Consider the following 12,824-nt stretch of genomic DNA (forward strand, 5'->3'; position numbering starts at 1 on the left):
ACAAGGTAAATAACCAAAATGTACTTAGGAGGTATTTTCATGTCCAAATCAGCACATACGCCAGAATTTAGAGCAATGGTTTCCCAAGAGTATCTTAACGGATTAGTCTCATATAACTCTCTGGCCACTAACTATCAAATCGGTACTAAAACATTAAAAGAATGGGTTGCCAAATATAGGCGGCATGGTTTGTCTGCCTTCCAGAGTAAACAGGGGAACGCTTCCTATTCATCAGATTTTAAAATATTGTGTGCGGAAGCCGTTTTGTCCGGAGAAGGAAGTGTTGATGACATTGTAGCTAAATATAATATTTCAAGCCGAAAGGTTTTGCGAAACTGGATTTCCATGTATAATGCCAATAGAGAACTTAAGGATTATAATCCGAAACGGGAGGTCTATATGGCGGAAGCACGCAGGAAAACAACAATTGATGAACGCATGGAAATCGTTAAATATTGTATTGGGCATAATTGTAATTACAAGGATACAGCCACTTTATTTGATGTTTCATACAGCCAGGTCTATTCCTGGGTAAAGAAATATGAAGCTAACGGAGAAGAAGGCCTGCCGGACAAGCGTGGATATCACAAAACGGACAGTGAAGTCGATGAATTAGAGCGTTTACGGCGTGAAAATCTACGTCTGAGACGCAAGCTTGAAGAAAAAGATATGGTGGTTGAATTATTAAAAAAAGTGAAAGAATTCGAAGGGATGTGAAGCTGGGAAAAGTACGTTACGAATCAAAATATCTGGCAGTAAAGCATTTCTATGAGGATAAGAAATGGAGTGTAAACTGGATGTGTAAGCAGCTTGGAATTTCCAAAGCCGGATACTATAAATGGCTGCACCGTGACATCCCAGAACCGGAACAGGAAAATCAAAAGCTGGCTGTTTTGATTAAGGAGTATGATGAACGGTTCTGCCACATACTTGGCTATCACAGAATGACATCATGGCTCAATCATTTCAACCATACTTGTTACAGTCGTAACCGGATTCATAGGATTATGAAAAAGTTGAATATTCATGCTGTCATCAGAAAGAAAAGGAATAAATATAAATCTTTTTCTCCGGAAACAACAGTAGAAAATAAGTTAAGGAGAGAGTTCTATGCGGATGCCCCAAACCAGAAATGGGCAACGGATGTCACGGAATTTAAAGTTCCCGGAGAGAAAAAGAAACTGTATTTAAGTGCTATCCTGGATTTATATGACCGGTACCCGGTTTCCTATATAATCAGCCGCAGAAACGACAATCGATTAGTATTTAAAAATTTGACAAAGCGATTGCTGCCAATCCGGATGCAAAGCCCCTCTTTCACAGCGACAGAGGATTCCAGTATACAAGCAGGGTATTTCAAAGGAAACTGAAAGACCAGAAAATGGAGCAGTCCATGTCAAGAGTAGGGTATTGCATAGACAATGGCCCTACAGAGGGATTCTGGGGTATAATCAAGTCCGAGATGTATCAAATGTATGACATAACAGATGAAGCCTCTTTACGGTATGCAATAAAGGATTATATACGATTTTACAGTGAAGAACGTCCTCAGGACAGGTATCAGTGTAAGGCGCCTCTGGAAGTACGGATTGAAGCAATGGCCTGCGATAAACCGCCAGAATATCCTATAGCAGAAAACAAACGAATGAAGAAATGGAAAGAAAAGTGGTGTGCATAGAAAAACCTCCAAACTGAGTCATTCTATCTTACATCAGTTTGGAGGTTTACACAATCTTTGGGATACACCCGGAATTTATGCTATTTTTCGTCTGATGAGAATACGGAAATATGGAGCTTTCCCATTAACCCTCAAGTCCTTATCGTCATCACCCTTTCTAAATTTAATAATTTCAAATTGTTCAGGATTATACTTATTTAAGAAAGTGATGGGTACTCCCATTGCTCCCATATAATCTGCAGGAATATCTTGAGTTTTATTAACATTTATTCCGTAATAGTTATCGTAGAACGGATAAACTTCTTCATTTCCTTCGTATTTTTTTACTAGTTTAATAGGTTGATGTCTCTTTTCGTTATCTAACGAAGTTAGCCACATACAATTATTGGGAGAAATTATTCTGTTACCATTTTCATCTACCATTGTTTCTGTACCATATAATTCATAATTTTCTGGAACAATAAACCCAGATATTCCTCTTCCAAAACAAATTCCTAACCATACTTTATTTGCCTGGATTAAAGGAAAGACTTCTTTATATGTAATTGCATTAATATTACTAATAATTAGAAAATCTTTATTGTGACTATCCAATTGACTTATATACTCACGGAATAAAGAAAATGGTGGATTCGTTACAACAACATCGCTCTGCTTTAAAATCTGGACACATTCATCACTGCGAAAATCACCATCTCCTTGAAGCGGCGTGATACCCAAGTTTTCGCCATCATACCGATAAAAACTTGCTCCGAATCCATAAAATGTTGCATATAATTCCCTCAATTCCAATTCATTAAAATGGTCATAAAAGTATTTCCAAAAATTAGACATCTTCGGATTATCACAATTACAATATATAACCTTATCTCTAAAATGCTTTGTATAATGAATCATTTCCCTCTCGATGTCAATTAGCTGAGTGTAGAACTCATCTTTCTTATTGACCTTTGCTTTATCCAAAAGGGCATGATTAACTACTCTTTTTTTCATAACAATTCCTTACTTCTTTGTAATCTGAGAAAACAAATCCTTTCCTAACATTTTCAATGATGTCCTTGCAACATCCAACATAACCTCAATCATATCTTTATCATGCCAATGACCGCCCTCGCCCTTTGTATAGATTGATGCCGCCTGTAACATTATAGTAGCACCACTGCTTTTTACAAATTTGTTCTCACATAAATTAGTGTTTATAGGCATACCGTAGTTTGCAGCAGTCAATCTATCAAGACGATTTAAGGTTCCGTCATTATAAACCAATGTAACTTGTCTTCCGTCAGGTCTTGTAACAACAACATCCTGTGTCAAGAAATTTGAGCCTTCAAGGAACAAAAGATATGGGAAGTAACACTCTGAAAGCATAAAATTAGCTATCTCATTCACGTTTTTATATGCTCTTTCAATAGCATTACCAGCAGCCATAAGGTCTTGATTGTTTTTCTTTCCCACAAGTTTTCCAGCCTTAATGTTTTCAATATCTTTTCCTTGATGTTTAGCCTCTGATACAAGAACAACACGCCAGTTACCATTATCATCTTGTACTTCAATAATACCGCCATCTGGCTTTATACTCGCACTTTCCACAAAAAGTGTTTGACCAAGAAAAGCATCAATCTTTTTAAGTGCTTCATTTATTTCCTTCTTTGATAAATCCTTTCTGTATCTAAACTTCAACATAGGAAATTCAAATTCAAGCTGCTGTTTTACAAATAGAGATGTATTTCCTACCTCTGCATCATGGATTTGAGCATCCTTATGAAAGATTGTAATAGGACCTTGTCCCTCTTTTTGCTGCTCTGTTAATCTGTTTGATTGTCCCTTTTTCATTTGCTGTCCCTCCTCCTAATATATAAGTGTAGGGTTTCAGTACCCAACAGCCAGTTGGGACTTATTCCTCTCATTGTTTAAGCTGTATAATGATTAGGCATCGGTCTGACGACACCTCCTAGGACCATTAGCGTCCGTACGAAAGCCAGTCAGCCAGCCTGTCATTGCAGCTGTTCGATTTATGCAGGTTGAACTACCACTTACGTTCGTTTGACACCCCAGGAGATTGAATCGGCAATGAGGAATGCTGGAAACCATGCAGATTCACTTTTGGAGGTACATAGAATGTACAACGCAGTAGGTATTGATGTTTCAAAAGGCAAGAGCACCATCGCAGTCCTGCAGCCTGGCGGCACTGTCATCCGCAAACCTTTCGATGTCTCCCATACATCCCAGAGCCTCATTGAACTTGCACATTACCTTGGTTCATTAGAGGGCTCAACCAAAATCGTTATGGAATGTACGGGCAGATACCATGAGCCCATGCTCAAGGCTCTGTACGAAACCGGATTATTCGTTTCCGTTGTGAATCCCCACCTGATCAAAAACTTCGGCAACAACTCCCTGCGCAAGGTCAAATCTGACCCCGCAGATGCCCGCAGGATTGCACGCTATACTCTTGACAACTGGGCAGAATTGCGCCAATATTCAGGTATGGACAATACACGTACCCAGTTAAAAACCTTGAATTCCCAATTCAGCTTCTTTATGAAGCAGAAGGTTGCCGCAAAGGCAAACCTCATTGCACTGCTGGATAATACTTATCCCGGTGTGAATAAACTCTTTGACAGTCCGCCCCGTCAGGACGGAAGTGAAAAATGGGTGGATTATGCTTATTCTTTCTGGCATGTGGACTGTGTCCGCAGGATTGGGTTAAAAACCTTCACAGAGCGCTACAAGGCTTTCTGCAGGAAACACCACTACATCTTCCAACAGGACAAGCCCGAAAAACTGTTCAATGCCTCAAAAAAACTGGTTGCTGTCTTCCCAAAGGAAAAGACTTACAAACTGTTGATACAGCAGAGCATCCAGCAGTTAAATCTTGCTTACGGGCATGTAGAGCGTCTCCGTCAGGAAATGAATGCGCTGGCATCCACCCTTCCTGAATACAGCACCGTGATGGGCATCTATGGCGTTGGGAAGACTTATGGCCCCCAGCTCATCGCCGAGATTGGCGACGTGTCCAGATTTACCCACAGGGAAGCACTGACCGCCTTTGCAGGCGTTGACCCCGGCGTGGATGAGTCCGGCCAGCACAAGTCCAAGAGCAACAGGGCTTCAAAAGTTGGCTCTGCCAGGCTGCGCAAGACCTTATTTCAGGTCATGACGACCCTGCTCCAGAATGCCCCTGAGAACGATCCGGTATATCGTTTTCTTGATAAGAAGCGGGCACAGGGAAAGCCTTACTATGTCTACATGATCGCCGGAGCGAATAAGTTCCTCCGCATTTATTATGGCAAGGTCAAAGAGTGCCTGCGGAACTTGGAGCAGGCAGAGTAACGCCCATTTCTATATCACCCCTTTCAAGGCCGGCAGTCCTGGTGGCTTAAAAGTTATGCCCTAAAATATCAAATCGACTTTTTGAAATTTCCTTCAAAAAACACTTGACTTTTTATTAGCAGGCTTTTGTATTTTATTCGAAAAATTCATCAACATTATCAATTTTTATATAGTTTCTATTTTGTCCAAGTCCTTCCATTAGTGAGAGATGCTTTTTAAAGTATTCAAGGGATGTTCTATCACTGTCACACATCAAACAGTTTCTTCCCTCTTTTATACACACTCTTCCAACCGTACCACTACCTGCAAAGAAATCAAGAACAATAGAACCTGGATAAGATAATGCTTTCACAAAGCGTTCTATAATCTTAACTGGTTTCTGTGTTGGATGTCCTACACGCTCCTTACTATTCCCATTTAATCTTCCTATTTCCCATACATTCGTTGGATTCTTCCCTTTCCTTGTGGTTTCAGGATTCAATCTCTTATCTCTTAATGCAACTTTTAAATCTTCTTCTGAATAAGGCACCCTGACTGAATCCAAATCAAAATAGTAATCATTTGATTTAGCCAACCAAATTGCTTCTTCGTGCCTGTTGGCAAAAAAACGGTGTGCAGACATGCCATTTTTATAATGCCATATTATTGTGTTTATTAGCTTGAACTTCGTATTCTTCTTTACATACTGTATTATGTCTAATAAATCTCCCGATTTGACATTTCTGAATTGTATACCACCAAAAATAACCATACTTCCATTATCTGATAACACTCTGTATGCTTCATCTATCCATTTCGATGCCCATTCAATGTAATTATCATATATGTCCCACCCAGCAATTTCTAGGTTATATGGTGGATCGATACAGACTAATTGAACTGAGTTATCAGGCAATTGTTTTAGGAAATCTCCACAATCCGAAACGTTGAGAAGTAACTTAATCTCAGTTGGTGTTTCAAAATCAGCTGCGGATTTGTACTTTAAGCTATCATCTTTCCGCATCTTATTCAATGACATCAGCGCATGATTATTATGGGATTTATTATGAATCGCCATAATAGCAACCTCCCTTTTATTAGGTAACACTATCTCATAGCATTATCTTGTTTTTTTCTTCCTTTTTGGAACTCTTCTGGTTTCAGTGAGTTTTCTGGTATTAGCCACAGATTGCCCTTTTGAACTGCACCCTCGAATCTTCCTTCTCCGCATAGTTTTCTAACTTTACGACTAGAAATATCCCATTTCACTGGATGTTAAATATTCTATATCCATTCCTCCACATGCCCTTTTATTATATTCCAAATGCGGAACAAATTCAATGATAATTGAACATGAAAACTTATCCCCTGAAAACTTATCCTCTAATTACAACAAAGCCACACCCCAGTAGTATTACTACCAATGATTGTGGCTTTTAATCGCTCTATTCCTTTAAGCATCCAACCTTGCTCCCTTAGTAGTAAGGTCGGTAGTACCTCTCTTTCTATCTGCTCTATTTTGCCTCAGTCTACAAAGGTATGCATTGTCATAAAACTGGAGTGCCATGGCAGATAAATAGTATTTTTATCATCTTGTTTATATCCCTTCATAAGCCTTTAAACCTTGATATAATAGTCTGTTCGGCGCTTTTTTCGTTTTTCGTGTTTTGCCCCAAACCTACGATATTCTTTATAAATCTACGCAAATTCACGGGCAACTGGTGTAGTATTTTGTTCGTTTTCAACCTGATTTTCTCTGCTTTTCCTGCATATCGGCGGACTTAAAGTCCATGACTTTTACCATCTGTTCTAGACATTCAGCGTGACACCCACATCAGAATGTCTCATCACATATTGTAAGGTTTTAATATCCATACCGGTATTTGCCATATTCGTGCAGAACGTATGACAGAACACATGGGCGTGATGTTTGGCAGCGGTTTGTCCGGGTGCAACTTTCTGTATTTCTTTATCGCCTATCTCATTTCATTTTTGATACGCAGCGCAACCTTGGGCTTATCGTCCTTATCTAGTAAAATGAAGCCGCTGTACCCGTCTACTAAGATTTCCGTTTTTACTCTCTTGCGGCGGGCAAGGATATTTTTCAGACTTTGATAGACTTCCTCTGTCATAGGAATAAAGCGGCAGCCACATTCTGCAATAGCAGCAAGAACTCTTCCTCGCCTAAAAAATATATGAAATTCACAGAATTTATGCTACTCTGTACATGAAGCTTATTGCCTTCTTAATCTTCATACCCCTTGGACGGAATCGGCCAAGACGGATTGGAGTTATGTATCGCGCAATCAGTGCTTCTATATCAGGTGGAGTATTTTTACCTAATAGAAATTCCCGTCATATGTGTGCTGCAACAGAGAAATTGGCTTTGTATTCATGTTTTCTGTTTTTCTTTTCTATGACTACGTGCGAGGTAATCAATTCAGAAAAGTTATACATTATAAGTCTGGCGTAGATTTCTTGAAGATGCAATAAATCAATTGTATATTTTAAATCCCGAAAACGGCGTTTAATCAGCCGCTTCTTCCAGATTCAGATTACTTTTTTCCAAAATTGGGACTTCTTTCATAGGCAGTTATCCTCCACATATGAAAATAACCGGGCAGGGAAATGCTCGGCAACGAGCTTCAAAAAACTTCGCAAATAATCCCTGTCTGGTTATTATTTACCTTTTCTTTAATTCTCTGTTGCTTTGGTTCTCAAAGAGAAGAAAAACCCGTAGTTACGGGGGTGGGGGAGGAAAACGGCTCGACAGCGGGATAGCAACGAAGTCGGCAACGGAGTGGATTTTTAGAAGAGAAGTTCCATTTGTTCCGTGACGGCTCGAAGTCAAGGGCGTTGGACGTACAGCCGAACACACACTGGCGAGGGCGGTCTGCTGGGTGGTTTTCCCGGGTCCCTGACCGCCCACAAGGCAGAGTATGATCTAAAACTTGCAGCCGGGGCAGAACGCCTGGTGAATGGCTCCCATCAGGAACAGATTTAAGGCTTCATAGGTGTAATCGTCTGCGACGGCTCACACAAAACCGTAGAGTGGAAAACGGAAGAGGCAATGGATTATTGCTGGGAGGTGGTAAAAACCTTAAAGAAGGATTCGGCTATTTCAGAAATGTCGGCTTTATAAGAAAAAATGAATAATCTGGAAGAAGTCCTGGGTGAAATGGAGCATTTCGAAACGATATCAGATACAGATGCAAGGCTGGGGCATAAGTCACAGGAAAACACTTTTTTGGATATAAACTGCAACTGGCAATGAGCAGGGAACGGATTTTAACAGCAGCAGTTTTTACATCTGGAAATACAATCGATGGATATAAAATGGAAAAACTGGTTTGCGGCAGCCGGGAAAATGGGATGAAAGCCAGACAGGTGGTAGCAGATTCTGCATATGGAGATGGGCCAAATCTGAGATATGCCAAACAGCAGGGAAAAGAAGGAGAAAAAAATCCGGAACCACTAGACCTGGTAGCCCCATTAATGGTAAGTGAAACCCATGAAACGAAAGTAAAGGAAGAATTTGAATACAATAAAGATGCAGGAATGTATATATGCCCAAATGGACATATGAGTACAGAAGAAAAGCACAGAAAAGCAGGGGTTTCGAAGGAAGGAAAAGAGAGAACAGCAGTAGATACTTATTGCTTTGACAAAAGGAACCGTAAATACTGCCCGAAAAAGGAAGGCTGTTATAAAGAAGGAGCAAAAAGTAGGACATACAGCATATCGATACGCAACCAATTGATAAGGCCCATCAGGAGTATGTCAATACAGAAGAATTCCAGAGTGCGTACAAAGAACGTTATAGAATAGAGACAAAAAATAGTGAGTTAAAGAATCGATATGGTTGTACCCGTGCAACAGGCAGGGGTCTATTTTCGATGCAATTACAGGAGGAGCAGCAATATTTATATCCAATATAAAAAGCATACTGAGGCTTCAGGACGAAGAATGAAGGAAATGAGGGGAAAAGCAGAGGAATAACGGAACGGTATTGGCCAAAAAATCAGAGACTTTTATTGCATTTATGACTTTTTGCGCCAATATCATTTGAAATACCTCTACTTTTTCAGCAGCCGCCTCTGATGTCGGTATTCTGCGGATATTTTGCTTCAATCTGATTTTAGTGAGTATCCTCCATTGTTAAATTCTGCGAAGATTCGCATGAGGGGTGGTGGCATCGGTCTCCTAATCAATTATCTGTAGAAATTTTCCCTCCCCCTCCCTAATTAAGTTCCCTTCATTTTATTCTCATGTTTTTGTTGATTTTTTCATAGAAACGTGATATTTTCTATTATGGAGGTGCCACTATGAGTGTAAATTATAAAAAGCTGCAGCATATTTTAATCGAGCGCAACATATCAAACTCTCAGCTGATGAGATTAGCAAATATCTCTGCAAATATAATATCCAAAATTAAGAATGGTCAATATATTGCTCTTGATAAAGTTGAAAGCATATGTACCGCATTGGATTGCACCCCAAATGATATTCTTGTCTTCTTACCTGATGATGAAAATGTGGAAGAAGACTCTAATTCAAATCAAAATAAAGAACTAACACAGGAGGATTAATTGTTCAGTACAAATAAAAATAGATACAAATTATTCAACGAGAATAATCTCAACTTCATGAAGAGATTACCCGATTCATCTATAGACCTTATTCTAACAGACCCACCATATAACCTTGCACCTTTTTCCAGAGGCAATATCCATCTTAACAATGGGAAAACAATCCATAACAATATTGCAGAATGGGATAATACACCTCTCTGTCCAGACGATTACATCGAACCCTTTGCTCGAATAATAAAACCAACTGGTAACATTTTCATATTCACCAGTTATTCATTACTTGGTAAATGGTATGATGCTTTCAATCCCCTGTTCTCGACAGTTCAATTGTTCGTTTGGCATAAGACAACTCCTACACAAAGCGTATACCATAACAGTTTTCTTAATAGCTGTGAACTTGTTATTTGCCTTTGGAATAAAGGCCATACTTGGAATTTCTCTTCCCAAGATGAAATGCACAATTTCTATGAATGTCCGTCTTGCCTCCCTCCAGAAAAACTCACTTCTCCAAAACATCCAACCCAAAAGCCTCTTGCACTTATTGAACATTTACTTTTAATTGCATCAAATCCCAATGATATCGTTTTCGACCCGTTTATGGGTGTTGCCACAACCGGTGAGGCATCATTAAAGAATAATCGACGTTTTATCGGAACGGATATAGATGACAGATATGTGAAAGCCTCACTTGAAAGGCTGTCAATGTATTAATCCCACTGTAGTAACATCCCAACATCAATAATTTTGCCTAATTACGGGTTCCGTAATAGGGCATGCCCTGATGCCCTGATTCCCTGGCAATACCGGGCAGCTGGTAAATTTTTAAAATCTTACCCAATAAATAGCTGACAGATGCAGCATGCCCTTTTGCAGCCTCCACTTTCCATTCACCTTCGTACTCCAAGATGAAGTCCTGGATTTCTGGCAGAAGGTGAATTCCTGTTCCATCCGCCTCTGTTTCCAGGCCGCATTGACTGCAATGGTATGTGGCATACCATCGGTACACCCCATCCTGTATGGAGTCGCCTGCATCCATGCGCAAAAGGCCGCCGCAACTGCATTTCGTTTTAAAACCTTCCTTCCATACCTGGTTTGGAACATCATGAGGTTGCCGCGCTTTTCACCTCGCTGTGTATCCTGTTGTGGATTGGTTTAGTATACCATCCGGTGTAAATATTCTACCATAAGCTGTCAGCCATGTCTATTTGGTCCGTCAATTCCGTGACATGGCCCGGGCCATGGATGAAGGGCAGTGGAACAGTTTTTCAGAAACAAATTCATTGAAACAGATTCCATGGGACAAATTCTATAAGGATTGCAGATTGAAAATATATACCAGGTATGATAGAATCAAGGATGAATGTCCTGATTACGGTTCTTTCCCGATTATTATCGCTGAAAGGAGGGGACACTGGCAGATCTCCCGGGGAAGGGATTGGGAAAAGGAATGACAGGCTGTTAAGCTGGATATAAAATGACATTTTGATGATACGGTAAGGCAGATATGAAAATGAAAAATAGAAAATAGAAATGGCGAAAATGCCTATAATAATAAGGAGCGTATGATAATATGGAGAGTTATAAGCAGGAATTTATAGAATTTATGGTTGAGAGCAATGTACTTAAGTTTGGTGACTTTACCCTTAAGAGCGGACGCAAGTCCCCCTTCTTCATGAATGCAGGAAGTTATGTGACCGGAACCCAGTTAAAGAAGCTGGGCGAATACTATGCAAAGGCAATCCACGACAATTTCGGACTGGATTTTGACGTGCTCTTCGGGCCGGCCTATAAGGGGATTCCCTTAAGCGTTGCAACCACCATGGCAATCAGTGATTTATACGGCAAGGATATCCGCTACTGCTCCAACCGCAAAGAAGTGAAGGACCATGGGGATACGGGCATTTTGCTTGGCAGTCCGGTAAAGGACGGGGACAGGGTCATGATTATCGAGGATGTGACCACCTCAGGCAAGTCCATTGAGGAAACCTTCCCAATCCTCAAGGCACAGGGCAATGTGGAGATTAAAGGCCTTATCGTATCCCTGAACCGCATGGAACGGGGCAAAGGGACGAAGTGCGCACTGGACGAGATCAAGGACTTATATGGATTCCCCACAGCAGCCATTGTGTCCATGGAGGATGTGGTCGGGCATCTTTATAACAGGGACTGCGGCGGCAAAGTAGTCATCGACGATCAGATAAAGGCAGCCATTGACGCTTACTATGAGCAGTATGGCGCCCAGGCATAACAGCATGTTACCAACAGGAAAGGCGATGAATATGGAGAAAATATATAAAACAATGCGCAACACAGGCGCGGGATGTATTGTTATCGGCATCATCATTGCAGTGACAGGACTTACGGTGGGAGTCATTTCCATCATAAACGGGGCCCTGCTTTTAAAGCGTAAATCAGATATTGTATTTTAACGAACGGGGCTGCCAATGATCAGAAATACAACGAAACGCCAAAAACTGGGCTGGGTGCTTTTTATCCTGTATCTGTGCCTTCTGGCTTATTTTATGTTTTTTTCAGAGAGTTTCGGGCGCACGGACACCAGCAGGGGGTACCAGTATAATCTGGTGCCCTTTAAGGAAATTTCCAGATACTTCCGATATTACAGTACCATCGGACCCCTGCTTTTTCTTGTCAATATGATTGGAAATGTTGCAGCCTTCATGCCTTTTGGTTTTTTCCTCCCCATCATCAGCAGAAGGAGCAAGAAATGGTATAACACGGTCATGCTGGGATTTGGCTTCAGCCTGATGCTGGAGACATTACAGCTCATATTCATGGTGGGCAGCTTTGATGTGGATGACATGCAGCTCAATACCCTTGGCGCTGCCCTTGGATATCTGGCATACAGGTTCGTCCAGTGGGCCCGGGTCAGCATAAGACGCAGGAGGTTGATGAAGTGAAACAGATTGGGGATAAGGTATCTTATGTAAGAAATCCCTTTGCAAGGAACAGCTATTACTGCCTGGGGCTTGCCGTCTTAAGCCTTGGCCTTGGGGCGGGCAGCATGTACCTGTCCGTGGCCAGGGCTGGCCAGGGCGGTCTGAATACGGGCGCATTCGGTTTTGCCAGCATTGCGGCGGCCTTTATGGGAATGTGGTTCGGGCTGCTGTCATTTACGGAAAAGGAACGTAATTACATACTGGCAAAAATTGGTATCAGTATCAGCCTGGTGCTGCTGATTGTTTGGATTGTCATCATAATCACCGGGTTTGTAAGATAGATGG

At 41.0% G+C, this 12,824-nt stretch carries 17 protein-coding genes and 2 pseudogenes; 12 read left to right on the plus strand and 7 right to left on the minus strand.

Annotated features, from left to right (window positions below; all coding sequences use genetic code 11):
* Positions 1–39: 39 nt before the first annotated feature.
* The 3 genes from DWX59_RS26210 to DWX59_RS26220 are packed head-to-tail and all read left to right on the plus strand — an operon-like array spanning position 40 to position 1,678.
* Positions 40–717, plus strand: a complete 678-nt coding sequence (locus DWX59_RS26210; protein ID WP_117563101.1) for a helix-turn-helix domain-containing protein — start codon at positions 40–42, stop codon at positions 715–717.
* Positions 714–1,370 (plus strand): DDE-type integrase/transposase/recombinase, encoded by a 657-nt coding sequence (locus tag DWX59_RS26215; protein ID WP_147325869.1) that lies wholly within the window; start codon positions 714–716, stop codon positions 1,368–1,370. Before DWX59_RS26210 ends, DWX59_RS26215 begins: the two co-directional genes overlap by 4 nt.
* An 11-nt stretch (positions 1,371–1,381) precedes the next feature.
* Positions 1,382–1,678, plus strand: coding sequence for an integrase core domain-containing protein (locus DWX59_RS26220; RefSeq protein WP_268878129.1), 297 nt, complete (start codon positions 1,382–1,384; stop codon positions 1,676–1,678).
* 75 nt (positions 1,679–1,753) lie between these two features.
* On the opposite strand, the gene DWX59_RS26225 is transcribed toward DWX59_RS26220, so the two are convergent.
* Entirely contained in the window at positions 1,754–2,671 is a 918-nt protein-coding gene (locus DWX59_RS26225) for an adenine-specific methyltransferase EcoRI family protein (RefSeq protein WP_117563104.1), read from the minus strand.
* 9 nt (positions 2,672–2,680) lie between these two features.
* Complete coding sequence (locus DWX59_RS26230; protein ID WP_117563105.1) at positions 2,681–3,511, minus strand: EcoRI family type II restriction endonuclease; 831 nt, start codon at positions 3,509–3,511, stop codon at positions 2,681–2,683.
* Positions 3,512–3,796: 285 nt separating this feature from the next.
* Here DWX59_RS26230 and DWX59_RS26235 point away from each other — a divergent pair, with 285 nt between their 5' ends.
* Positions 3,797–5,011: an IS110 family RNA-guided transposase gene (locus DWX59_RS26235; protein WP_117563106.1), complete on the plus strand. Its 1,215-nt coding sequence runs from the start codon at positions 3,797–3,799 to the stop codon at positions 5,009–5,011.
* Positions 5,012–5,144: 133 nt separating this feature from the next.
* Here DWX59_RS26235 and DWX59_RS26240 read toward each other — a convergent pair whose 3' ends face one another.
* The 4 genes and pseudogenes from DWX59_RS26240 to DWX59_RS26255 all read right to left on the minus strand — a co-directional run.
* Entirely contained in the window at positions 5,145–6,068 is a 924-nt protein-coding gene (locus DWX59_RS26240; protein ID WP_117563107.1) for a DNA-methyltransferase, read from the minus strand.
* 29 nt (positions 6,069–6,097) lie between these two features.
* Complete coding sequence (locus DWX59_RS29095) at positions 6,098–6,259, minus strand: DNA-binding protein (protein ID WP_235845200.1); 162 nt, start codon at positions 6,257–6,259, stop codon at positions 6,098–6,100.
* Between the two features lie 540 nt (positions 6,260–6,799).
* On the minus strand, positions 6,800–6,880 hold the full coding sequence (locus DWX59_RS26250) for a hypothetical protein (protein WP_117563108.1): 81 nt from the start codon (positions 6,878–6,880) through the stop codon (positions 6,800–6,802).
* A 947-nt stretch (positions 6,881–7,827) separates the two neighbouring features.
* Positions 7,828–8,024, minus strand: a pseudogene (locus tag DWX59_RS26255) (VapE domain-containing protein); the annotation flags it as partial.
* Positions 8,025–8,236: 212 nt separating this feature from the next.
* On the opposite strand from DWX59_RS26255, the pseudogene DWX59_RS26260 reads away from it, so the two are divergent.
* The 3 genes and pseudogenes from DWX59_RS26260 to DWX59_RS26275 all read left to right on the plus strand — a co-directional run.
* Positions 8,237–8,818, plus strand: a pseudogene (locus tag DWX59_RS26260) (IS5/IS1182 family transposase); the annotation flags it as partial.
* Between the two features lie 497 nt (positions 8,819–9,315).
* Entirely contained in the window at positions 9,316–9,579 is a 264-nt protein-coding gene (locus DWX59_RS26270) for a helix-turn-helix domain-containing protein (RefSeq protein ID WP_117563110.1), read from the plus strand.
* On the plus strand, positions 9,580–10,293 hold the full coding sequence (locus tag DWX59_RS26275; protein ID WP_117563111.1) for a DNA-methyltransferase: 714 nt from the start codon (positions 9,580–9,582) through the stop codon (positions 10,291–10,293).
* A gap of 37 nt (positions 10,294–10,330) precedes the next feature.
* Here DWX59_RS26275 and DWX59_RS26280 read toward each other — a convergent pair whose 3' ends face one another.
* Positions 10,331–10,618, minus strand: coding sequence for a hypothetical protein (locus DWX59_RS26280; RefSeq protein ID WP_117563112.1), 288 nt, complete (start codon positions 10,616–10,618; stop codon positions 10,331–10,333).
* A 202-nt stretch (positions 10,619–10,820) separates the two neighbouring features.
* On the opposite strand from DWX59_RS26280, the gene DWX59_RS26285 reads away from it, so the two are divergent.
* The 5 genes from DWX59_RS26285 to DWX59_RS26300 all read left to right on the plus strand — a co-directional run bounded on the left by DWX59_RS26285 (position 10,821) and on the right by DWX59_RS26300 (position 12,820).
* Complete coding sequence (locus tag DWX59_RS26285; protein WP_147325871.1) at positions 10,821–11,033, plus strand: hypothetical protein; 213 nt, start codon at positions 10,821–10,823, stop codon at positions 11,031–11,033.
* Between the two features lie 119 nt (positions 11,034–11,152).
* A complete protein-coding gene (gene pyrE / locus DWX59_RS26290) occupies positions 11,153–11,830 on the plus strand; it encodes an orotate phosphoribosyltransferase (RefSeq protein WP_117563114.1) in 678 nt (225 codons plus the stop codon).
* Between the two features lie 31 nt (positions 11,831–11,861).
* Positions 11,862–12,011, plus strand: coding sequence for a hypothetical protein (locus DWX59_RS28935; RefSeq protein ID WP_025486672.1), 150 nt, complete (start codon positions 11,862–11,864; stop codon positions 12,009–12,011).
* A gap of 15 nt (positions 12,012–12,026) precedes the next feature.
* Positions 12,027–12,500, plus strand: a complete 474-nt coding sequence (locus DWX59_RS26295; protein WP_117563115.1) for a VanZ family protein — start codon at positions 12,027–12,029, stop codon at positions 12,498–12,500.
* Complete coding sequence (locus DWX59_RS26300) at positions 12,497–12,820, plus strand: hypothetical protein (protein ID WP_117563116.1); 324 nt, start codon at positions 12,497–12,499, stop codon at positions 12,818–12,820. Before DWX59_RS26295 ends, DWX59_RS26300 begins: the two co-directional genes overlap by 4 nt.
* Positions 12,821–12,824 lie beyond the last annotated feature (4 nt).

Source organism: Enterocloster aldenensis (assembly GCF_003434055.1).
Taxonomy (GTDB): Bacteria; Bacillota; Clostridia; order Lachnospirales; family Lachnospiraceae; genus Enterocloster; species Enterocloster aldenensis.